This is a genomic window from Rahnella sp. ATs2, from assembly GCF_051851855.1.
GTDB lineage: Bacteria > Pseudomonadota > Gammaproteobacteria > Enterobacterales > Enterobacteriaceae > Rahnella > Rahnella variigena.
Map to the genome: position 1 here is coordinate 91565 of NZ_JBLYPL010000004.1, position 22054 is coordinate 113618.

The window sequence follows — 22054 nt, forward strand, 5'->3', positions numbered from 1 at the left end:
TTTTCGCGTCTTAGTAAATAGATGTAAGCCCCGCAATTCGTTGCGGGGCTTTTTACATTCTGGTTAGCCCATTCTGGCGGGATATGGACACGAAATCGCAGGCCCCGGTTGGGATTATGTTGGCGCTGATCACTGCTATGAGTTGGGGATCTTTGCCCATCGCCATGAAGCAGGTTTTAGTGGTGATGGATCCCTTCACGGTAGTCTGGTATCGGTTTTCGATGGCTGCCATTGTGTTGGGTTGTATTCTTGCTGCCAGACGCAGATTGCCGTCGAAAGCGATTTTTAGCCGGCCACGCTGGCTGGTTTTAGTCCTGATTGCCACCTGCGGATTGCTGGGGAACTTTGTTCTTTTTAGTTCTTCCCTGCAATTTCTCAGCCCGACGGCCTCGCAGGTAATCGGTCAGCTTTCTCCTGTCGGTATGATGGTGGCAAGCGTGATCATCCTGAAAGAAAGGATGCGTGTTACGCAGGTCATTGGTGCCAGTATGTTAATCTTCGGGCTAATATTATTTTTTAATACCAGCCTGATTGAGATTTTTACCCGTCTGACGGATTACACCCTGGGTGTGATTTTTGGCGTCGGGGCAGCAACGGTTTGGGTGATATACGGCGTGGCGCAAAAGGTATTGTTGCGTCAACTGGCTTCACCGCAAACCCTGTTTTTGCTGTACACTTTATGTTCTATCGCATTGCTCCCGCTGGCCAGCCCGGCGGTGCTTTCACAGCTCAGCGGCTGGCAGTTTGCCTGTCTGTTGTTTTGCGGCGCGAATACCTTAGTAGGATATGGCGCCTTAGCGGAAGCGATGGCGAGATGGCAGGCTGCTCAGGTCAGTGCTCTTGTGACACTGACCCCGCTGTTTACCCTGCTATTTTCAGATTTATTGGCACTTGCCTGGCCTGACTTTTTTGCTGCACCAGTGCTTAATTTCATTGGTTATCTTGGGGCATTTGTGGTGGTGGCGGGTGCAATGTTTTCCGCAATTGGCCATCGTTGGTGGCCACGTCGGACAGAGCAAAACCTGGTAGCTAAACTTTAGCTGCCCGGCGAATGATTTACGGAGACGGTACAAATGAAGTTTGTTGATGAAGCCACGATTCTGGTTGTGGCCGGTGATGGCGGTAACGGGTGCGTCAGCTTCCGCCGCGAAAAATACATTCCACGTGGCGGCCCTGACGGCGGCGACGGTGGTGATGGCGGCGATGTTTACCTGGTTGCTGATGAGAACCTCAATACGCTGATCGATTTCCGCTTTGTGAAATCTTATCGTGCTGAGCGCGGTACTAACGGTCAGAGCAGCGACTGTACCGGTAAGCGCGGTAAAGATATCACCATTAAAGTGCCTGTCGGAACGCGCGTTCTCGACCAAAGCACGGGTGAAGTCCTGGCCGACATGACCCAAAATGGTCAGGTTAATATGGTCGCGAAAGGTGGTTTCCACGGGCTGGGTAACACCCGCTTTAAATCTTCCGTGAACCGTTCACCGCGTCAGAAAACCATGGGCACCAAAGGTGAAGAGCGCGATATCGCACTCGAACTGATGCTTCTGGCTGATGTTGGTATGCTGGGTCTGCCAAATGCGGGTAAATCTACATTTATCCGTTCAGTGTCTGCGGCGAAACCTAAAGTTGCTGATTATCCGTTTACCACGCTGGTTCCGAGCCTGGGCGTTGTCCGTATGGATCATGAGCAGAGCTTTGTGGTTGCAGATATCCCGGGTCTGATTGAAGGGGCATCTGAAGGCGCCGGTCTGGGTATTCGCTTCCTGAAGCACCTTGAGCGTTGCCGTGTTCTTTTGCATCTGATCGACATCGCACCGATTGATGAATCTGATCCGATCGAAAATGCGAAAGTCATCATCAACGAGTTGAAGCAATACAATGCCAAGCTGGCTGAAAAGCCGCGCTGGTTAGTATTCAACAAAGTTGACCTGATCGAAAAAGAAGAAGCGGAAGCACGTGCAAAAACAATCGCCGATGCTTTGGGTTGGGAAGGTAATTACTATCTGATTTCCGCCGCAAACCGCGAAGGCGTGAATGCGTTGTGCTGGGACGTGATGAAATTCATCAATGAAAATCCTAAGCACATGGCAATCGAAGAAGCTGCGCCAGAGAAAGTTGAGTTCATGTGGGATGACTATCACCGTGAACAACTGGCTGAAGTGGAAGCTGAAGCTGACGACGACTGGGATGATGACTGGGATGAAGATGACGACGAAGGCGTAGAAATCATCTATGAACGTTAATTCCCGTGTATTAGCGTCACATCTCTGAAAGAAAGGCTGCCATTGGCAGCCTTTTTCTTTTTGATCGCGTGTTAATAAGAGCGTGTATTAGCGGGCGTCTGGTGAAAGTGTCAGAGAGCTTTGTAATGCGACATCAGGTAACCAGCATTGCGCGCTGAGGCCAGTGTTGCCAGTGCGGTTTAGCAATGTCAGCCTACCGGCATGCAGGTGCGCTATTCGAACTACAATATTTAATCCCAGACCGCTGCCACCATACCGCTGGTCGCTGCGTTTAAATGCCTGTGTCAGTTCGCTGGCTTTGGTCTCATCAATGCCTGGGCCCGCATCATCTATCTGTATCAGGAAGCCGTTATCTTTTGACGCAATCGTAATTATGATGTCGCTATTTTCCGGACTGTAACGGTAGGCGTTCTCGACCAGATTCCTCACCATCAACCGCAGCAGCACGGCATCTCCCTGAATTTCAGCAAGCGGCGGTAAGTGAATTTTCAGCTTCTGCCCGCGTTCATCGAGCATTTCGCGTAACTCTTCTTCGAGTGGCATCATGACGTTACTGATCAGATCAACTTGCTGATATTCGCCTTTCGCGAAATTTTGTCCGGCGCGGGCCAGCATGAGCAATTGCTCTATGGTGTGCATCAGCAGGTCGATACGACTTATCAACGTATCACTGCCTTCTACGCCATTTTTCTGCATGATTTCCAGGTGCAAGCGTACGCCAGCAAGAGGGGTGCGTAGCTCATGCGCGGCATCGGCAGTGAACAATCGTTCCTGCTGAATAGTGCTGGAGAGACGGGAAAATAGCTGGTTCAGCGCATTGGTGACGGCAACAACTTCCCTGATTTCGCTGTTAAGCGGCAGGGGCGAAAGGTTATCAGCAGAACGGGTTTCAAGACGTTTCTGCAACTGATTGAGCGGGCGGATAATCCAGCTGATCGCCCAGAAGGACAGAACCAGTGTAATACTCATCATCAGCAGCGAAGGCGCAATGAGCGAAGCAATCGCCTCTGCGATTTCTCTCTCAACATGCGCGTTCCGTACTTTTGCAGAAAGCGTGTCATTAACCAGTAAATTAATCTGTTCCTGACTTTCATGCCAGAGCCAGAAAACACTGGTGAGCTGAGTGACGAATAAAATCAATGCCAGCATGACCAGCAGGCGGCGACGCATACTGGTCATTGCAGGATTTCCAGCCGGTAGCCAATGCCACGTACGGTGCGGATGACTTCTTTACCGAGCTTACGACGCAGATTATGAACATGGACTTCGAGCGTGTTGGAACCCAGATCATCCTGCCAGGTGTAGAGATCCTGCTGAAGTAATTCCCGGTTCACGGTTTGCCCCGCACGCATCATCAGGCGCGACAAAATCGCGAACTCTTTGGGAGTGACTTCCACCGGATTGTTGTCGAGATAAGCCTGTTGCGAGGATAAATTGATTTTCAGATTACCCACTGAAATTTGATTGTCGCTTTGTCCCTGATAACGGCGGATAAGCGCCCTCACGCGGGCCTGTAATTCGACCAGTGCAAAAGGTTTGATCAGGTAATCATCAGCGCCGGCATCAAGACCATCGACGCGGTCTTCTAACGCATCCCGGGCGGTAAGGATAAGAACGGGGAGAGCGATATTCTGGCGTCGCCACTCGCGCAGCAACGTTGCCCCGTCTTTGTCTGGCAATCCTAAATCCAGGATCACCAGACTGTACTGGCTGGTTTGAATCAGGCTGTGCGCCTCGGCCGCCGTTGAAGCGCAGTCGCAGGCATAATTTTCACTGGTAAGTGCCAGCATCAACCCCTGCCGTAAGAGTTCATCATCTTCAACGATCAGTAGTTTCATCTTCTGGCACTTCTCCGTGGTTAATTATTTTGGTAGATATCCTTGTAGAGACGGCTTTCAAAGCGTACGAGCGGAGCCCGTCGTGTGCGTTGATCTTCAGGCGGAACCGCATAACCTGAAAGGAACTGGACGAAGGCCATGCGCTGTCCGCTGGCTGTCGTAATAAAGCCTGCAAGGTTGTAGACACCAGACAGCGAGCCGGTTTTCGCAGATACTTTGCCGTCAACGCCTGCTTCATGCAGACCGCCGCGATATTGCAAGGTACCGTCGTGACCCGCTAATGGCAGCATTGAGATAAAGTCTAACTCTTTATCATGCTGCGCGATGTATTGAAGTACCTGCATCATGGTGGCCGGTGACAGCAAGTCATGACGAGAAAGACCGGAACCATCAACCTGAATAGAGTTACCTAAATCCACGCCTGCTTTCTGACGCAAAATCTGACGGACAGCATCCGAACCGGCACGCCACGTTCCCGGCACGCCAAAACGCTGATGGCCAATAGTACGAAATACCGTATCGGCGATCATGTTATCTGATTTCTTCAGCATCTGATGCAACAGGTCATGCAACGGCGCCGACTGGGTTTGTGCCAGAACGGTACCCGCCGGTGTTGGTTGAGTCTGACGCTTCAGCGTGCCATCGATCTGAATATCAGCCTGCAACAGCTCATCTTTTAAAATCGCACCGGCATAACTCGCGCCATCCTGAATAGCGAATGCCAGCGGCAAAGGTTCGCTGCGTTGGGTCAGACAGCCGGTGAGGGTATAGCGGTTGAATTCACCAGGTACGACGTCCAGCTCACAATATTGTGCATCCGGAGAACCTTTTGCCAGAGTGCGTACTTCGCTGAACATATGCACCGGATAGTAAGATGCTACGCGGATAAACGCGTTTTCGTCGGGTTTCGGGGCACTGTACAGTGAGACTGAGAAACAGTTTCTGTCGACAATAGCGGCAGCCGGCGGTGCGCTAAAGCATTGGGTGATGTCGTTCCACGGCCATCCGGGCGCTTTATCATGGCTGGCAAAAACCGAAGTGTTGATAACCACATCGCCGGTAATTTCTTTGACGCCCTGTTTTTTCAACACAGCGACCATATTCCGAATATTCTGACGTTTTAATGTCGGATCGCCGGAAAAACGAGCGACCAAATCACCCTTTAATACGCCATCAGAAACGGAACCCGGTGTTTCAAGTGTGGTGGTGAAACGAAAATCAGGCCCAAGCTGCAGCAAAGCCGCCAGCGCGGTCAGAATCTTCATGGTACTGGCGGGTAGCGCCATTTGAGTACCGTGATAGTCTATAGCCGGCGCAGGCGCGCCAATTTTCTGTACCAGCACAGCCAGATTCGTGCCGTCAGGCAGATATTCTGTGTAATTTTCGATCTGAGCCGCATTTGTATTCAGTACAAACGCGCATGCTAATCCACTGACAATTCGTAAAAAACGCATTATTTTGAGTAAAGGCTCTGGGTAACGGCGGGATAATGTGGTGCCATACTACGATGCTACGAACCTAGGCGCAACGTGGCTGAAACTAAACGATGATCCTCAAGGAACTCTACGTTAAAATACGAATCAAAATGCAAAATGAATCCTGGCCTGGTGGCAACTCCGGGTGAGTTTTTTTTTGCTTTTCGCCAGAGAGTCGGTCAGAAGCGCTGGCTTAATTTCTTACCTGATTCAATCAGGACGGTGTTTACCGAAAGGACCAAGTTAGAGGTAATAAATATATGAAACCGATTCCGATGACATTGCGTGGCGCAGAAAGATTACGTGAAGAACTGGACCATCTGAAAGGTGTCCGTCGCCCGAAAATCATTGCTGATATCGCGACCGCACGTGAACACGGCGATTTGAAAGAGAATGCTGAATACCATGCTGCGCGTGAGCAGCAGGGTTTTTGTGAAGGTCGTATCCAGGAAATCGAAGCCAAGCTGTCGAATGCTCAGGTTATTGATGTGACTAAAATGCCTGCTACTGGCCGCGTGATTTTTGGCGCCACAGTGACAGTGCTGAATCTGGATACTGAAGAAGAGCAGAAATACCGCATTGTCGGCGATGACGAAGCTGATTTTAAACAGAACCTCATTTCTGTTAACTCACCGATTGCACGTGGTTTAATCGGCAAAGAACAGGATGATGTCGTTGTTATCAAAACACCTGGCGGTGATGTTGAGTTTGAAGTATTGAAGGTCGAATACCTCTAAAATCTGCATTAAAAAGGGCGAAACGTGATGTTTCGCCCTGTAATTCTCACATTCATGCAGTGAATTGCTTCACAGTAAATTGAAAACTAAAGTAAAAAGGCCCGCTGAGACCTTCCCCTGAACGTGATTTCGTGGCACCTTTCCGAAAATCTACAGCGCTTTTCGTTAAACCTTAATGGATTAACGCGGTAAGATAATTTTGCGGTCTTCGGTGGAAGGGCGATAAAGTACCAGCATATTGCCGATGACTTGCACATTACACGCCTTGGTTTCACGCACAATCGCGTCTACGATCAAGGTCTTCGTCTCACGTTCTTCTGCCGCGACTTTTACCTTGATCAGTTCGTGATGTTGCAGTGCCTGTTCGATTTCGGCTAACACACCTTCTGTCAGGCCGTTGTTGCCCAGCATAACAACCGGTTTCAGTGGATGTGCCAGACCTTTCAGGTACTGTTTTTGTTTATTGTTAAGATTCATCGTCTTTTTTGCTTAAGTTGGGATTGAAAACGGGTCATTCTACCGCCATCTCATGTATATGACCAACCCGGACTGCTTCGGGAGGTCAATTATACTGACTTAGCCATAGACGCCATGATGCTAACGGCTTGTTCCAAAGGCTCTAACTCAGGGTGGTTGGAAAACTATATGGTTACTAAATAATGTCTAATAAAAAGCGTTCTGCAAGTTCCAGTCGCTGGTTGCAGGAACACTTTAGCGATAAATATGTGCTACAAGCACAGAAAAAAGGGCTGCGCTCCCGTGCCTGGTTTAAACTTGATGAAATACAGCAAAGCGATAAGCTGTTTAAACAAGGTATGACGGTGGTTGATTTAGGTGCAGCGCCTGGCGGTTGGTCACAGTATGTGGCCTCGCAGATCGGTAACAAAGGGCGAATTATTGCTCTTGACCTTTTACCTATGGATCCTATTGTTGGAGTCGACTTCCTTCAGGGGGATTTTCGTGATGAATTAGTTCTCAAAGCGCTGCTCGAACGCGTGGGAGAAAGCAAAGTTCAGGTGGTCATGTCTGACATGGCGCCTAATATGAGCGGTACTCCGGCAGTCGATATTCCAAAATCGATGTATCTGGTTGAATTAGCATTGGATATGTGTCGGGATGTATTAGCACCAGGCGGAAGTTTCCTGGTGAAGGTGTTTCAGGGAGATGGCTTTGATGAATACCTGCGGGAAATTCGCTCCCTGTTTACGAAGGTGAAGATTCGTAAGCCAGACGCTTCCCGAGCACGTTCGCGAGAAGTGTACATCGTAGCGACAGGGCGGAAACTGTAGTTCCCTAACGCTGTTTGTTAACACAGTTGTAATATGAGGTTAATCCCTTGAGTGACATGGCGAAGAACCTGATCCTCTGGTTAGTCATCGCAGTTGTATTGATGTCTGTATTTCAGAGTTTTGGTCCCAGCGAATCTAATGGCAGTAAGGTAGATTACACTACCTTTACAACCGAAGTGGCCCAAGACCAGGTCCGTGAAGTACGTATCAATGGACGTGCGATTGACGTTATCAAAAAAGACAGCAGCAAATACACAACCTATATTCCGGTTAATGATCCTAAATTACTGGATACGCTGCTGAGCAAAAACGTGAAAGTTGTTGGTGAACCGCCTGAACAGCAGAGTTTCCTGGCGACTATCTTCATTTCATGGTTCCCGATGCTGCTTCTGATTGGCGTCTGGATATTCTTTATGCGGCAGATGCAGGGTGGCGGGGGCAAAGGCGCAATGTCCTTTGGTAAAAGCAAAGCCCGCATGCTGACGGAAGACCAAATCAAAACGACGTTTGCTGACGTTGCAGGTTGTGACGAAGCGAAGGAAGAGGTGAGCGAGCTGGTAGATTACCTGCGCGAGCCAAGCCGTTTCCAGAAACTGGGCGGTAAGATTCCTAAAGGCGTTCTGATGGTTGGTCCTCCGGGTACCGGTAAAACCTTGCTGGCGAAAGCCATTGCCGGCGAAGCCAAAGTGCCATTCTTTACGATTTCCGGTTCTGACTTCGTAGAAATGTTCGTGGGTGTCGGTGCATCTCGTGTGCGTGACATGTTTGAACAGGCGAAGAAAGCCGCTCCATGTATCATCTTTATCGATGAGATCGACGCCGTTGGCCGTCAGCGTGGTGCAGGTTTAGGTGGCGGTCACGATGAACGTGAACAGACACTGAACCAGATGTTGGTTGAGATGGATGGCTTTGAAGGTAACGAAGGTATCATCGTAATTGCAGCAACTAACCGTCCTGACGTTCTTGACCCGGCATTACTGCGTCCGGGTCGTTTCGACCGTCAGGTTGTTGTAGGCTTGCCAGACGTACGTGGCCGTGAACAGATCCTGAAAGTTCACATGCGTCGCGTTCCGCTGGCAACTGACGTTGATGCGTCTGTGATTGCCCGTGGTACCCCTGGTTTCTCCGGTGCGGACCTGGCTAACCTGGTGAACGAAGCTGCATTGTTCTCTGCACGTGGTAACAAACGTGTGGTGTCTATGGTTGAGTTCGAAAAAGCCAAAGACAAAATCATGATGGGTGCTGAGCGTCGTTCCATGGTGATGACTGAATCGCAGAAAGAGTCCACTGCCTATCATGAAGCAGGCCACGCCATCATTGGTCGTCTGGTTCCTGAACATGACCCGGTGCATAAAGTGACCATTATTCCTCGTGGCCGTGCATTAGGTGTGACCTTCTTCCTGCCTGAAGGCGATGCTATCAGTGCCAGCCGTCAGAAACTGGAAAGCCAGATTTCTACCTTGTACGGTGGTCGTCTTGCTGAAGAGATCATTTACGGCGTGGAAAAAGTGTCTACCGGTGCGTCGAACGACATTAAGGTTGCCACCTCTATTGCCCGTAACATGGTTACGCAGTGGGGCTTCTCAGAGAAATTAGGTCCGTTACTGTATGCGGAAGAAGAAGGCGAAGTCTTCCTCGGTCGTTCAGTTGCGAAAGCTAAACATATGTCTGATGAAACTGCCCGTATCATCGATCAGGAAGTGAAATCTCTGGTTGAGCGTAACTACATTCGTGCGCGTACGTTGCTGATGGAAAACATGGATATCCTTCATTCAATGAAAGATGCCCTGATGAAATACGAAACCATCGATGCGCCGCAAATTGATGACCTGATGAACCGTACGGAAGTTCGCCCGCCTGCTGGCTGGGATGATGCTAACGGTAAAAACGGCAACAATAATTCTAACGACGGCGGTGCTCCAAAAGCGCCAACGCCAGTTGACGAACCTCGCACGCCAAATCCTGGCAATACGATGTTTGAGCAATTCAGCGGCAAATAAGCAGCTGGTTGGAAAATAACGCAGATAACACTCAACCCCGGGCTTGCCCGGGGTTTTTTATGCGTGCATTCTTTGTGTCGGAATTTGAAACTGCCTCAACGAATGACCAGAAGGGACATGATTTATGCACCTCACAGCCAGAGACTCGATACTGGATCTCACTTTTCCCCAGGTGATGGGGATCCTGAATGTTACCCCGGATTCCTTTTCTGATGGCGGACGACACAACACGCTTGATCTTGCGCTTCGCCACGCTCAGGCGATGGTCGATGCCGGCGCGACAATCCTTGATATTGGCGGCGAATCAACGCGTCCGGGCGCTGCTGAAGTCAGCGAAGAGGAAGAGCTGACCCGTGTGGTACCGGTCGTAGAAGCCATCGCCCGACGTTTTGATGTCTGGATCTCGGTGGATACTTCGAAGGCTTCTGTTATCCGTGAAGCGTCAAATGCCGGTATGCATCTGATTAACGATATTCGCTCGCTTCAGGAGCCAGGGGCATTGCAGGCTGCGGCAGAAACGGGTTTGCCCGTTTGTCTGATGCACATGCAAGGTGACCCGAAAACGATGCAACATGCCCCACATTACGACAACGTCGTTGCGCAGGTAGACCAGTATTTTGTCGAGCAAATTGCACGTTGTGTGAATGCCGGCATTCCGAAAAGCAAATTGTTGCTCGACCCGGGCTTCGGTTTCGGTAAAAATTTAGAGCATAACTACCAGTTACTCGCCAGACTGGCTGAGTTCCATCACTTCGGTTTACCACTTCTTGTGGGGATGTCGAGGAAATCTATGGTAGGGCAGCTACTGCATGTGTCACCGGAGAAACGCGTGACGGGCAGCGTTGCCTGCGCTGTGATTGCTGCCATGCAGGGAGCTCAGATAGTTCGCGTACATGATGTTAAAGAAACCGTCGAAGCGATGCGTATCGTGGAAGCGACACTTTCTGTAAGGGATAAAAAATAATTATGAGCAACCGTAAATACTTTGGTACTGATGGCATACGTGGAAAAGTAGGCGACAGCCCGATCACCCCTGATTTCGTTCTCAAACTGGGCTGGGCTGCAGGCAAAGTATTAGCGCGTCATGGTTCGGGTAAAGTGATTATCGGCAAAGATACCCGTATTTCCGGCTATATGCTGGAATCTGCACTTGAAGCCGGTCTGGCTGCTGCGGGGCTGTCGGCTTCCTTTACCGGCCCGATGCCAACACCCGCGGTTGCGTATCTGACCCGTACATTCCGTGCTGAAGCCGGGATTGTGATTTCTGCATCGCATAACCCGTTCTACGATAACGGCATAAAATTCTTCACTATTGACGGTACAAAGCTGCCGGACGAAGTGGAAGAAGCCATCGAAGCTGAGCTGGAAAAACCTCTTACTTGCGTGGAATCCGCTGCGTTGGGTAAAGCCAGCCGTATTGTGGATGCTGCCGGTCGCTATATCGAATTCTGCAAAGGGACGTTCCCGAGCGAACTGAGCCTGAACGGACTGAAAATCGTTGTGGATTGTGCCAATGGCGCGACTTACCACATTGCGCCAAGCGTTCTGCGGGAACTGGGCGCTAAAGTGATTACTATCGGCTGCGACCCGGATGGGATGAACATTAACGAAGAGTGCGGTGCGACCGACGTCCGTCAGTTACAGCAACGCGTTCTGGCAGAAAAAGCCCATGTCGGGCTGGCATTTGACGGCGACGGCGATCGTCTGATTATGGTCGACCATGAAGGCAATAAAGTCGATGGTGACCAGATCCTTTACATCATTGCTCGTGAAGGCTTGCGTCAGGGCCAGCTGAAAGGCGGCGCCGTCGGCACCCTGATGAGTAATATGGGCCTGGAACTGGCATTAAAACAGCTCGGTATTCCATTTACACGCGCGAAAGTGGGCGACCGTTACGTGCTGGAAAAAATGCAGGAAAAAGGCTGGCGTATTGGTGCTGAGAACTCCGGCCACATTATCTTGCTGGACAAAACCACCACCGGTGACGGCATTGTGGCCGGTTTGCAAGTGCTTACCGCCATGGTTCGCAATCACATGAGCCTACATGATTTGTGCAGCGGTATGAAATTGCTGCCACAAATCCTGATTAACGTCCGTTTTGCTGGCGAACATGATCCGCTGGAATCCGACGAAGTTAAGCAGGTCACGGCCGAAGTTGAAAAACAGTTAGCGGGTCGTGGCCGGGTACTGTTACGTAAATCAGGTACCGAGCCTTTGCTGCGTGTGATGGTAGAAGGCGAAGACGCGGAACTGGTGGAAAAACTGGCTAACCGTATTGCCGATGCGGTAAAAGCAGTCAAAGCGTAACCTGATAAAAAACGGTCAATTTTCATGATATGCGTGGCTGAACAGCGTCCTGTCAGCCACTTTGCTTCAAATTTGCCGTTTTTTTCCGCAAACGAACATTTTGATGAAGATTGCCCTTGCACGGCAATACGGCTTTGGTTAGTATTCACACCCGCTTCAGTGGGTCCTTGAATGACCTGCTAAATGGTGAGAAGCAATTGGCATGCGGTGAACCCGCGAGGATACAGGTACTACTATGTACGACGCTCTTCTGGTGATTTTCCTTATCGTAGCAATCGGGCTTGTTGCTCTGGTTATGCTGCAACAAGGCAAAGGCGCTGATATGGGAGCCTCTTTCGGAGCAGGTGCTTCTGGCACATTGTTCGGTTCGAGTGGTTCCGGTAACTTCATGACCCGTATGACCGGCATCTTGGCAGCACTGTTCTTTATCATTAGTTTGATTCTCGGGAACATGAGCACCAATAAAAGCCAAAAAGGTAGTGAGTGGGAAAACCTGAGTCAGCCAGCGAAAACTGAGCAGACCACTGCACCGGCAGCTCCAGCTGCGCCTAACAGTGACGTTCCTCACTAAGCAGTAACCTTCTTATCGCAAGAAGTGAAAAGTTTTAAACAGTGGCTTGTACTTGGACAGTAGAAGCGATTGTGAAAAAAAAGAGTGCCGAGGTGGTGGAATTGGTAGACACGCTACCTTGAGGTGGTAGTGCCCGAATGGGCTTACGGGTTCAAGTCCCGTCCTCGGTACCAATCTTTGTGATAATTTGCTTTTTAGCGATTATCGGCGTAGTATTTGCCACGTTTTCGGACGCGGGGTGGAGCAGCCTGGTAGCTCGTCGGGCTCATAACCCGAAGGTCGTCGGTTCAAATCCGGCCCCCGCAACCACTTTCCCTAAGTGTTTATTTCAAATAGACTTTCAGTGTCTTCCTGTGATGTTCTGCAGTTCCAATTTGAAAGTTTCTATTTGAAATAACACTTCGCGAAAGTTGTACCGAAGCCGCTATGCGGCGAATAGGGTCCAGTTGCATAAAGCCCCGATTTATCGGGGTTTTTTGTTATTTGGCAACAGAATCACTGGGCTATTTAGCCCTTTTTTTATGTCTTGGGGGTGGGCTTGTCCACATTAGAACAAAAATTAACAGAGCTGATTACAGCACCAGTCGAGGCACTTGGCTTTGAGCTGGTGGGCATCGAGTTCGTTCGGGCTCGCCAATCGACGTTGCGCATCTATATTGATAGTGACGCCGGGATCAATGTTGATGATTGTGCTGATGTCAGCCACCAGGTGAGCGCTGTGCTGGACGTTGAAGATCCAGTCACCGTCGCCTACAACCTGGAAGTTTCCTCTCCAGGCCTTGATCGTCCTATGTTCACCGCTGAACATTATCAACGTTTCCTGGGTGACGAAGTCAGCATTGTTCTGCGTATGGCAGTGCAGAATCGTCGCAAATGGCAGGGCATTATTAAGGCTGTCGAAGGCGAAATGATCACGGTGACAGTGGAAGGGAAAGATGAAGTGTTCGCACTGAGCAACATCCAGAAAGCGAACCTGGTACCCCACTTTTAAAGAGTTTGGAAGAGGCAACTAGGATGAACAAAGAGATTCTGGCTGTTGTAGAAGCAGTTTCTAATGAAAAATCCCTCCCGCGCGAGAAGATTTTTGAAGCGCTGGAAATTGCATTATCAACGGCGACCAAGAAAAAATACGAGCAGGAAATCGAAGTCCGCGTCAGCATTGACCGCAAAACAGGTGACTTCGATACCTTCCGTCGTTGGGTGGCAGTCAACGAAGTGACTCAACCGACCCGCGAAATCACCCTCGAAGCTGCACAATACGAAGATCCGTCAATCGACCTCGGCGGATATATTGAAGATCAAATCGAGTCAGTCACTTTTGACCGCATCACCACGCAAACTGCCAAGCAAGTTATCGTACAGAAAGTACGTGAAGCAGAGCGCGCGATGGTGGTTGATCAATTCCGTGAGCAGCAAGGTGAGATCGTCACCGGCGTGGTTAAGAAAGTTAACCGTGACAGCATCGCTCTGGATTTAGGCAGCAACGCTGAAGCCGTTATTCTGCGTGAAGACATGCTTCCGCGTGAAAACTTCCGCTCCGGCGACCGTATTCGTGGCGTTCTGTATGATGTGCGCCCTGAAGCACGCGGTGCCCAGCTGTTTGTCAGCCGTTCACGTAACGAGATGCTGATTGAGCTGTTCCGCATCGAAGTGCCGGAAATTGGTGAAGAGCTGATTGAGATTAAAGCGGCAGCCCGTGATCCTGGCTCCCGTGCGAAAATTGCAGTAAAAACCAACGACAAACGTATCGACCCGGTCGGTGCTTGTGTCGGCATGCGTGGTGCACGCGTTCAGGCTGTTTCCAGTGAACTGGGCGGTGAACGTATCGATATCATCCTTTGGGATGATAATCCTGCGCAATTCGTTATCAACGCAATGGCACCGGCAGATGTCGCTTCCATCGTGGTTGATGAAGATAAATGCACCATGGATATCGCCGTTGAAGCCAGCAATCTGGCACAGGCGATTGGCCGTAATGGCCAGAACGTGCGTTTGGCCTCCCAATTGTTGAAACAGCATCGTGGTGATGACAAGTGGGAACTGAACGTGATGACAGCAGACGACCTGCAAGCCAAACATCAGGCTGAGGCACACGCTGCGATTGATACCTTCACCAAATACCTGGCCATCGATGAAGATTTCGCCACGGTTCTGGTAGAAGAAGGTTTCTCAACGCTTGAAGAACTGGCTTATGTGCCAGTCAACGAGCTGCTTGAAATCGACGGCCTGGATGAAGACACCGTGGATGCGCTGCGCGAACGTGCAAAAGAAGCGCTGACCACACTGGCTTTAGCTCAGGAAGAAAGTCTCGGTGACAAAAAGCCTGCTGACGATCTGCTTAACCTGGCGGGTCTGGAACGTAGCATGGCATTTAAACTGGCTGCACAAGGGGTTTGTACGCTGGAAGATCTTGCCGAGCAGGGTGTCGACGATCTGGCTGATATTGAAGGTCTTAGTGACGAGCAGGCTGGTGAACTTATCATGGCCGCGCGCAATATCTGCTGGTTTGGCGACAACGCGTAATAAACTGTAGCAGGAAGGAACAGCATGACAGATGTAACTGTAAAAGCGCTGGCGGCAGAGATTCAGACTCCGGTAGATCGCCTGGTACAGCAATTTGCTGATGCAGGGATCTCAAAGTCCGAAACTGACTCTGTGACCCAGCAAGAAAAAGAGACTTTATTGGCGCACCTGAATGGCGGAAATGCCGGTGCGACAAACAAACTGACGTTACAACGCAAAACGCGTAGTACACTGAATATTCCGAGCACCGGCGGGAAGAGTAAATCGGTGCAAATCGAGGTCCGCAAGAAACGCACTTATGTTAAACGTGATATGACCGAGGCAGAAGTTGCCCAGGCCGAAGCGGAAGAGCAGGCGAAGCGTGACGCGGAAGAACAGGCACAGCGTGCAGCAGCGGAGCAAGCCCAGCGCGAAGCTCAGGAAAAAGCCAAACGCGCCGCCGAAGAGCAAGCTAAACGTGAGGCCGCTGATAAAGCTAAGCGTGATGCAGCGGAAAAAGATAAAGTGACCAACCAAAATACCGATGAAGTAACTAAACCAGCTCAGGCAGAGAAAGCACGCCGTGAAGCTGAAGCCGCAGAGCTGAAACGCAAAACGGAAGAAGAAGCCCAGCGTAAGATTGAAGAAAACGCCAAGCGCATCGCCGAAGAAGCCCGTAAAATGGCTGACTCTGGTGTCTGGACTGAAGCTACCGCTCCAAGCGAATCAGAATCTGCTGACTACCATGTCACCACTTCTACCCATGCTCGTGCTGCTGAAGACGAAAATGACGCCAAAGTTGAAGGCGAACGTCGTAGCCGTACTCGCGGTGGCAAAGCGACCAAACAGAAAAAAGGCAACAAGCTCTCCGAATCTAAAGCGGATCGCGAAGAAGCCCGTGCTGTTGGCCGTAACGGTAAAGGTAAGCGTAAGCCAAGTACCTTACAGCAGAGCTTTAACAAGCCTGTTGTTGCCGTTAACCGTGATGTTGTAGTCGGTGAAACCATTACTGTTGCTGAGCTGGCAAACAAAATGGCAGTTAAAGGTTCTCAGGTCATCAAAACCATGATGAAACTGGGCGCCATGGCCACCATCAACCAGGTTATTGATCAGGAAACTGCTCAGCTGGTTGCGGAAGAAATGGGCCACAAAGTCATCCTGCGTCGTGAGAACGAGCTGGAAGAAGCGCTGATGAGCGATCGTGATACCGCTTCTTCTGCTGCCGCTGAGCCACGTGCTCCGGTTGTGACCATCATGGGCCACGTTGACCACGGTAAAACCTCATTGCTTGACTACATTCGTTCAACGAAAGTGGCAGCAGGCGAGGCCGGTGGTATTACCCAGCATATCGGTGCTTACCACGTAGAAACCGAAAACGGCATGATCACCTTCCTGGATACTCCGGGACACGCCGCGTTTACTTCAATGCGTGCTCGTGGTGCTCAGGCAACGGATATCGTTGTACTGGTTGTTTCTGCAGATGATGGCGTAATGCCACAAACCATCGAAGCCGTACAGCATGCGAAAGCTGCTGGCGTGCCAATCGTGGTTGCAGTGAACAAAATTGATAAGCCAGACTCTGATCCGGACCGCGTTCGTACCGAACTCTCTCAGTATGGCGTTATGCCAGAAGAGTGGGGCGGTGAATCTCAGTTCATCCATGTGTCTGCGAAAGTGGGTACCGGTATCGACGATTTGCTGCAAGCTATCTTGCTGCAAGCCGAAGTTCTGGAACTGAAAGCAGTTCGCACCGGCATGGCAAGCGGCGTTGTGATCGAGTCCTTCCTGGACAAAGGTCGTGGCCCGGTTGCAACCGTTCTGGTTCAGGAAGGTACTCTGAACAAAGGCGACATCATTCTGTGTGGCTTCGAATACGGCCGTGTCCGTGCGATGCGTGACGAAATGGGTCGTGACATTACGTCTGCGGGTCCTTCTATTCCTGTCGAAGTTCTGGGTCTGTCCAGCGTTCCGGCTGCGGGTGATGAAGTGACTGTTGTTCGTGACGAGAAGAAAGCGCGTGAAGTTGCTCTGTATCGTCAGGGTAAATTCCGCGAAGTGAAACTGGCTCGTCAGCAGAAATCTAAACTGGAAAACATGTTCGCGAACATGACTGAAGGCGAAGTTTCTGAACTGAACATCGTTCTGAAATCTGACGTTCAGGGTTCTTGCGAAGCGATTTCCGATGCGTTGCAGAATCTGTCTACTGACGAAGTTAAAGTTAAAATCGTCGGTATGGGTGTCGGTGGTATCACCGAGACTGACGCAACACTGGCCGCTGCTTCCAACGCGATCATCCTGGGCTTCAACGTCCGTGCAGATGCTTCTGCCCGCCGTGTCGTAGAAAGCGAAAGCCTGGATCTGCGTTACTATTCCGTTATCTATAACCTGATTGACGAAGTTAAACAGGCGATGAGCGGTATGTTGGCGCCAGAATACAAACAGCAAATCATCGGCCTGGCTGAAGTTCGTGACGTGTTCAAGTCACCGAAATTCGGCGCTATTGCAGGTTGTATGGTGACTGAGGGTATGATCAAGCGTAACAACCCAATCCGTGTACTGCGTGAAAACGTGGTGATCTACGAAGGCGAACTGGAATCCCTGCGTCGCTTCAAAGATGACGTTGCTGAAGTTCGTAACGGCATGGAATGTGGTATCGGCGTTAAGAACTACAACGATGTGCGTACTGGCGATGTGATCGAAGTCTTCGAAATCATCGAGATCAAACGTACTATCGCTTAACGTTTGCGAAGTAGCTGATATCCAGATGGGGGGCCTTGCGCCCCCTTGTTTGTCTGGAGCAAGTGAGGAGAAAAGCATCATGGCAAAAGAATTTAGCCGTACTCAGCGCGTCTCTCAGGAGATGCAGAAAGAAATCGCCATCATCTTACAGCGTGAAGTCAAAGACCCGCGCGTAGGCATGGCGACCGTTTCAGGCGTTGAAGTTTCACGTGACCTGGCCTATGCCAAAGTGTTCGTGACCTTCCTTGACGTGCTGACGACTGACAATCACGATCCTGATCGTGTGAAGAATGGCATCAAAGCTTTGCAGGACGCGTCAGGTTTCATCCGTACGCTGATCGGTAAAGCGATGCGTTTGCGTGTCGTACCAGAACTGACTTTCGCATACGACAACTCTTTGGTTGAAGGTATGCGTATGTCCAATCTGGTGACCAACGTCGTGAAGAACGATGCTGAACGCCGTTCAGCTGCAGGCGATGACGAGGAAGTATAATGAGTCGCCCACGTCGCCGCGGCCGTGATATACACGGTGTTCTGCTACTGGACAAATCTTTAGGCTTGTCTTCTAACGATGCCCTGCAAAAGGTTAAACGCCTTTATAACGCTAACCGGGCAGGACATACCGGCGCGCTCGATCCTTTAGCCACTGGCATGTTGCCGCTGTGCATAGGCGAAGCGACCAAGTTTTCCCGTTTCCTGCTCGATTCTGACAAACGTTATCGCGTGATTGCCCGTATGGGACAACGCACGGATACGTCAGATGCTGAAGGTGCCATCATTTCTGAACGTGAAATGGCCTTCACTCAGCAGCAACTGGACGATGCTCTCGACAGTTTCCGCGGGGAAACCCGGCAAATTCCTTCCATGTATTCAGCATTGAAATATGAAGGGAAAAAGCTGTACGAGTACGCGCGTCAGGGCATCGAAGTTCCGCGAGAATCCCGCAGCATCACCGTGTATGAACTCAAGTTCATCCGCTGGGAAGGCTTCGAGGTTGAATTAGAAATCCACTGTTCCAAAGGCACATATATCCGCACGATTGTGGATGATCTGGGCGAAAAATTGGGCTGTGGTGCGCACGTGACTTATTTGCGTCGTTTGCAGGTGGCAACCTATCCTTCAGAGCGTATGGTCACCATGGAAAAACTCCATGAACTGATCGCTCAGGCAGAAGAGCAGGGCATAGAGCCACGCTTACTGCTGGATCCTTTGTTGTTGCCTATGGACAGCGCGTGTGAAGACTTCCCGGAAGTGAACCTGCTCCCTGTCGTCGCCGGATATGTTAAACAGGGCCAACCTGTTCAGGCATCTGACGCACCGGTCAGTGGTATGGTTCGCATCACTGAAGGCGAAGAACGTAAGTTTATCGGTGTGGGCGAAATTGATGATGATGGCCGCATTGCGCCGCGTCGTCTGGTCGTCGAATACACGGATTAAGCGCTTTCTGCTCACCTTGCGATCACATATAGCAAAGGGTAGAATAGCGCAGCTTATGCATTGGGTTGCTGAATTAGAGATCGGCACCCGTTTAATTATCTATAATATTTTGGAGTAAGATTATGTCTCTAAGCGTTGAAGCTAAAGCTCAAATCGTTTCCGACTTCGGTCGTGGCACAAACGACAGTGGTTCTACCGAAGTTCAGGTTGCTCTGCTGACTGCTCAAATTAACCATCTGCAAGGTCACTTTGCAGAGCACAAAAAAGATCACCACAGCCGTCGTGGTCTGCTGCGTATGGTTTCTCAGCGTCGTAAACTGCTGGACTACCTGAAGCGTAAAGATGTAGCACGTTACACCAGCCTGATCGAACGTCTGGGTCTGCGTCGCTAATCAAGCGAGTTTCAGTGTAAAGGGGCCAATAGGCCCCTTTATTCTAGGAAGCAACGCCAAATCAGGGTACTGTATGGCTGCTGTTTCTGTTGTTATTCTAAGTACATGAACTTCCGTTACAGATGTTTTCGCGCGGCTAATGAGAGACTTTATTACCACATTGCCAGGTATATAAGGATTGTCATTAGTCGCGAGAATGTAGTGAGAAGCTCGGATATTGATCGGCGTGAACTGCTGTCATAACAGCTGCGCGTCATACAAAAGGACATTACATTGCTTAATCCGACTATTCGTAAATTCCAATACGGCCAGCACACCGTTACGCTGGAAACCGGCATGATGGCTCGTCAGGCAACTGCCGCTGTTATGGTTAGCATGGACGACACTGCGGTATTCGTTACCGTTGTTGGCCAGAAAAAAGCTAAACCAGGTCAGAGCTTCTTCCCGCTGACTGTTAACTATCAGGAGCGTACTTACGCTGCTGGTCGTATTCCGGGTAGCTTCTTCCGTCGTGAAGGCCGTCCAAGCGAAGGCGAAACTCTGACTTCACGTCTGATTGACCGTCCGATTCGCCCTCTGTTCCCGGACTCCTTCCTGAATGAAGTTCAGGTTATCGCGACTGTGGTTTCCCTGAACCCACAAGTTAACCCTGACATCGTTGCGATGATCGGTGCGTCTGCTGCCCTGAGCCTGTCTGGTATTCCATTCAACGGCCCAATCGGTGCTGCACGCGTTGGTTACATCAACGACCAGTATGTTCTGAACCCAACCGCAGATGAGCTGAAAACAAGCCGTCTGGACTTGGTTGTTGCCGGTACTCAGGGCGCGGTTCTGATGGTTGAATCTGAAGCTGAAGTGCTGAGCGAAGATCAGATGCTGGGCGCGGTCGTATTCGGCCACGAACAACAACAAATCGTTATCGACAACATCAACTCACTGGTTGCTGAAGCCGGTAAGCCAAAATGGGACTGGCAGCCAGAAGTGGTTAACGCTGAGCTGCATGCTCGCGTGGCTGCACTGTCTGAATCCCGCCTGGGTGATGCGTACCTGATCACCGAGAAACAAGAGCGTTACAACCAGATTAACGTCATCAAATCTGACGTTGTTCAGGCTCTGCAAGCTGAAGACGAAACTCTGGACGCTGGCGAAATCTCTGACATTCTGGGCAGCATCGAGAAGAACGTGGTTCGTAGCCGTGTTCTGCGTGGCGAGCCACGTATCGATGGCCGTGAAAAAGACATGATCCGTGGTCTGGATGTGCGTACTGGTGTTCTGCCACGTACTCACGGTTCAGCGCTGTTCACCCGTGGTGAAACTCAGGCACTGGTTACTGCAACACTGGGTACTGCCCGTGATGCACAGAACCTGGATGAGCTGATGGGCGAGAAAACTGACAGCTTCCTGTTCCACTACAACTTCCCTCCGTACTCTGTTGGTGAGACCGGTATGGTAGGTTCGCCAAAACGTCGTGAGATTGGTCATGGCCGTCTTGCTAAACGTGGCGTACTGGCGATGATGCCAAAACCAGAAGACTTCCCGTACACCGTACGTGTGGTTTCTGAAATCACTGAATCTAACGGTTCATCTTCAATGGCTTCCGTTTGTGGCGCATCTCTGGCCCTGATGGATGCAGGCGTGCCGATTAAAGCCGCTGTTGCGGGTATCGCAATGGGTCTGGTTAAAGAAGGCGAAAGCTTTATCGTTCTGTCCGACATTCTGGGTGACGAAGATCACCTGGGCGACATGGACTTTAAAGTGGCCGGTAGCCGCGACGGTATCACCGCGCTGCAGATGGACATTAAAATCGAAGGTATCACCCGCGAAATCATGCAGGTAGCTCTGAACCAGGCTAAGGGTGCTCGTCTGCACATTCTGGGCGTGATGGAACAGGCTATCAGCACACCACGTGGCGATATCTCTCAGTTTGCTCCACGTATTCACACCATCAAGATCAGCCCGGACAAAATCAAGGATGTGATCGGTAAAGGTGGTTCTGTGATCCGTGCTCTGACTGAAGAAACCGGCACCACTATCGAAATCGAAGATGACGGTACTGTGAAAATCGCAGCTACCGACGGCGAGAAAGCGAAATATGCTATCCGCCGTATCGAAGAGATCACTGCTGAAATCGAAGTTGGCCGTATCTATCAGGGTAAAGTGACCCGTATCGTAGACTTTGGTGCGTTTGTTGCCATCGGCGGCGGTAAAGAAGGTCTGGTACACATCTCTCAGATCGCTGACAAGCGTGTAGAGAAAGCGACTGATTACCTGCAGATGGGCCAGGAAGTTCCGGTTAAAGTTCTCGAAGTTGACCGTCAGGGTCGTGTGCGTCTGAGCATCAAAGAAGCTACCGCACCTACTCAGGACGAAACAACTGAGCAACCTGCAGCAGAATAATCTGTAACAGAAGTTTTACAGCTCCTTTCCACATGGGGAGGAGCTGTTCGTCTCACGGACGCAGGACGCGTTTGTGTTAAGCAAGCGGATGACAGGATGTTCATCCAATGTTTGTCTCCGGGAG

At 50.5% G+C, this 22054-nt stretch carries 19 protein-coding genes and 2 tRNA genes; 17 read left to right on the forward strand and 4 right to left on the reverse strand.

From position 1 onward, the window contains the following. Positions 1-83 precede the first annotated feature (83 nt). Both ACJY2G_RS04990 and cgtA read left to right on the forward strand, forming a co-directional pair. Positions 84-1040 carry a DMT family transporter gene (locus ACJY2G_RS04990; RefSeq protein WP_439291424.1) on the forward strand — a complete coding sequence of 319 codons (957 nt, stop codon included), beginning with the start codon at positions 84-86 and terminating at the stop codon, positions 1038-1040. Between the two features lie 33 nt (positions 1041-1073). Next, entirely contained in the window at positions 1074-2246 is a 1173-nt protein-coding gene (cgtA, locus tag ACJY2G_RS04995; protein ID WP_120162403.1) for an Obg family GTPase CgtA, read from the forward strand. A gap of 87 nt (positions 2247-2333) precedes the next feature. On the opposite strand, the gene pmrB is transcribed toward cgtA, so the two are convergent. Genes pmrB through dacB form a run of 3 tightly spaced genes read right to left on the reverse strand, consistent with a single transcriptional unit; the run spans position 2334 to position 5538 of the window. Further along, the gene (gene pmrB / locus ACJY2G_RS05000) at positions 2334-3425 is read right to left on the reverse strand and encodes a two-component system sensor histidine kinase PmrB (RefSeq protein ID WP_430320045.1); all 1092 of its coding nucleotides are present in this window, start codon (positions 3423-3425) and stop codon (positions 2334-2336) included. Then, complete coding sequence (gene pmrA, locus ACJY2G_RS05005) at positions 3422-4084, reverse strand: two-component system response regulator PmrA (protein WP_113877107.1); 663 nt, start codon at positions 4082-4084, stop codon at positions 3422-3424. The genes pmrB and pmrA overlap by 4 nt, the downstream gene beginning before the upstream one ends. A gap of 20 nt (positions 4085-4104) precedes the next feature. Then, positions 4105-5538 (reverse strand): serine-type D-Ala-D-Ala carboxypeptidase, encoded by a 1434-nt coding sequence (gene dacB, locus ACJY2G_RS05010; RefSeq protein ID WP_113877108.1) that lies wholly within the window; start codon positions 5536-5538, stop codon positions 4105-4107. A 281-nt stretch (positions 5539-5819) separates the two neighbouring features. Between dacB and greA the strand changes: the two genes are divergently transcribed. Continuing rightward, positions 5820-6296 (forward strand): transcription elongation factor GreA, encoded by a 477-nt coding sequence (gene greA / locus ACJY2G_RS05015; RefSeq protein WP_112286797.1) that lies wholly within the window; start codon positions 5820-5822, stop codon positions 6294-6296. A 180-nt stretch (positions 6297-6476) separates the two neighbouring features. Here the strand turns inward: greA and yhbY are convergent, their stop codons facing one another. Beyond that, a complete protein-coding gene (yhbY, locus tag ACJY2G_RS05020; RefSeq protein WP_095923662.1) occupies positions 6477-6773 on the reverse strand; it encodes a ribosome assembly RNA-binding protein YhbY in 297 nt (98 codons plus the stop codon). A gap of 182 nt (positions 6774-6955) precedes the next feature. Here yhbY and rlmE point away from each other — a divergent pair, with 182 nt between their 5' ends. The 14 genes from rlmE (at position 6956) to pnp (ending at position 21930) form a co-directional block, all read left to right on the forward strand. Continuing rightward, positions 6956-7585 carry a 23S rRNA (uridine(2552)-2'-O)-methyltransferase RlmE gene (gene rlmE / locus ACJY2G_RS05025; protein WP_112286796.1) on the forward strand — a complete coding sequence of 210 codons (630 nt, stop codon included), beginning with the start codon at positions 6956-6958 and terminating at the stop codon, positions 7583-7585. A gap of 56 nt (positions 7586-7641) precedes the next feature. After that, positions 7642-9585: an ATP-dependent zinc metalloprotease FtsH gene (gene ftsH / locus ACJY2G_RS05030; protein ID WP_112286795.1), complete on the forward strand. Its 1944-nt coding sequence runs from the start codon at positions 7642-7644 to the stop codon at positions 9583-9585. A gap of 124 nt (positions 9586-9709) precedes the next feature. Further along, complete coding sequence (gene folP / locus ACJY2G_RS05035; protein WP_430320044.1) at positions 9710-10549, forward strand: dihydropteroate synthase; 840 nt, start codon at positions 9710-9712, stop codon at positions 10547-10549. 2 nt (positions 10550-10551) lie between these two features. Further along, complete coding sequence (glmM, locus tag ACJY2G_RS05040; protein WP_430320043.1) at positions 10552-11892, forward strand: phosphoglucosamine mutase; 1341 nt, start codon at positions 10552-10554, stop codon at positions 11890-11892. A 235-nt stretch (positions 11893-12127) separates the two neighbouring features. Beyond that, positions 12128-12463 carry a preprotein translocase subunit SecG gene (secG, locus tag ACJY2G_RS05045; protein WP_113877110.1) on the forward strand — a complete coding sequence of 112 codons (336 nt, stop codon included), beginning with the start codon at positions 12128-12130 and terminating at the stop codon, positions 12461-12463. Positions 12464-12549: 86 nt separating this feature from the next. After that, positions 12550-12636, forward strand: a tRNA-Leu gene (locus ACJY2G_RS05050). Between the two features lie 59 nt (positions 12637-12695). After that, positions 12696-12772, forward strand: a tRNA-Met gene (locus ACJY2G_RS05055). Positions 12773-13001: 229 nt separating this feature from the next. After that, complete coding sequence (gene rimP / locus ACJY2G_RS05060; RefSeq protein WP_147243271.1) at positions 13002-13454, forward strand: ribosome maturation factor RimP; 453 nt, start codon at positions 13002-13004, stop codon at positions 13452-13454. A gap of 23 nt (positions 13455-13477) precedes the next feature. Next, entirely contained in the window at positions 13478-14986 is a 1509-nt protein-coding gene (nusA, locus tag ACJY2G_RS05065) for a transcription termination factor NusA (protein WP_112286790.1), read from the forward strand. Between the two features lie 24 nt (positions 14987-15010). Then, positions 15011-17704 carry a translation initiation factor IF-2 gene (gene infB / locus ACJY2G_RS05070; RefSeq protein ID WP_112286789.1) on the forward strand — a complete coding sequence of 898 codons (2694 nt, stop codon included), beginning with the start codon at positions 15011-15013 and terminating at the stop codon, positions 17702-17704. A 79-nt stretch (positions 17705-17783) separates the two neighbouring features. Then, a complete protein-coding gene (gene rbfA / locus ACJY2G_RS05075; RefSeq protein WP_101078324.1) occupies positions 17784-18197 on the forward strand; it encodes a 30S ribosome-binding factor RbfA in 414 nt (137 codons plus the stop codon). Then, entirely contained in the window at positions 18197-19141 is a 945-nt protein-coding gene (gene truB, locus ACJY2G_RS05080) for a tRNA pseudouridine(55) synthase TruB (RefSeq protein ID WP_439291429.1), read from the forward strand. Before rbfA ends, truB begins: the two co-directional genes overlap by 1 nt. 122 nt (positions 19142-19263) lie before the next feature. Next, positions 19264-19533 carry a 30S ribosomal protein S15 gene (gene rpsO, locus ACJY2G_RS05085; RefSeq protein ID WP_014333706.1) on the forward strand — a complete coding sequence of 90 codons (270 nt, stop codon included), beginning with the start codon at positions 19264-19266 and terminating at the stop codon, positions 19531-19533. Between the two features lie 273 nt (positions 19534-19806). Continuing rightward, on the forward strand, positions 19807-21930 hold the full coding sequence (gene pnp, locus ACJY2G_RS05090; protein WP_439291431.1) for a polyribonucleotide nucleotidyltransferase: 2124 nt from the start codon (positions 19807-19809) through the stop codon (positions 21928-21930). Positions 21931-22054 lie beyond the last annotated feature (124 nt).

Coding starts and splice junctions, on each gene's coding strand:
- ACJY2G_RS04990 (WP_439291424.1), top strand. CDS start 84: ATGGACACGAAATCGCAGGCCCCGGTTGGGATTATGTTGGCGCTGATC.
- cgtA (WP_120162403.1), top strand. CDS start 1,074: ATGAAGTTTGTTGATGAAGCCACGATTCTGGTTGTGGCCGGTGATGGC.
- pmrB (WP_430320045.1), bottom strand. CDS start 3,425: ATGACCAGTATGCGTCGCCGCCTGCTGGTCATGCTGGCATTGATTTTA.
- pmrA (WP_113877107.1), bottom strand. CDS start 4,084: ATGAAACTACTGATCGTTGAAGATGATGAACTCTTACGGCAGGGGTTG.
- dacB (WP_113877108.1), bottom strand. CDS start 5,538: ATGCGTTTTTTACGAATTGTCAGTGGATTAGCATGCGCGTTTGTACTG.
- greA (WP_112286797.1), top strand. CDS start 5,820: ATGAAACCGATTCCGATGACATTGCGTGGCGCAGAAAGATTACGTGAA.
- yhbY (WP_095923662.1), bottom strand. CDS start 6,773: ATGAATCTTAACAATAAACAAAAACAGTACCTGAAAGGTCTGGCACAT.
- rlmE (WP_112286796.1), top strand. CDS start 6,956: ATGTCTAATAAAAAGCGTTCTGCAAGTTCCAGTCGCTGGTTGCAGGAA.
- ftsH (WP_112286795.1), top strand. CDS start 7,642: ATGGCGAAGAACCTGATCCTCTGGTTAGTCATCGCAGTTGTATTGATG.
- folP (WP_430320044.1), top strand. CDS start 9,710: ATGCACCTCACAGCCAGAGACTCGATACTGGATCTCACTTTTCCCCAG.
- glmM (WP_430320043.1), top strand. CDS start 10,552: ATGAGCAACCGTAAATACTTTGGTACTGATGGCATACGTGGAAAAGTA.
- secG (WP_113877110.1), top strand. CDS start 12,128: ATGTACGACGCTCTTCTGGTGATTTTCCTTATCGTAGCAATCGGGCTT.
- nusA (WP_112286790.1), top strand. CDS start 13,478: ATGAACAAAGAGATTCTGGCTGTTGTAGAAGCAGTTTCTAATGAAAAA.
- infB (WP_112286789.1), top strand. CDS start 15,011: ATGACAGATGTAACTGTAAAAGCGCTGGCGGCAGAGATTCAGACTCCG.
- rbfA (WP_101078324.1), top strand. CDS start 17,784: ATGGCAAAAGAATTTAGCCGTACTCAGCGCGTCTCTCAGGAGATGCAG.
- truB (WP_439291429.1), top strand. CDS start 18,197: ATGAGTCGCCCACGTCGCCGCGGCCGTGATATACACGGTGTTCTGCTA.
- rpsO (WP_014333706.1), top strand. CDS start 19,264: ATGTCTCTAAGCGTTGAAGCTAAAGCTCAAATCGTTTCCGACTTCGGT.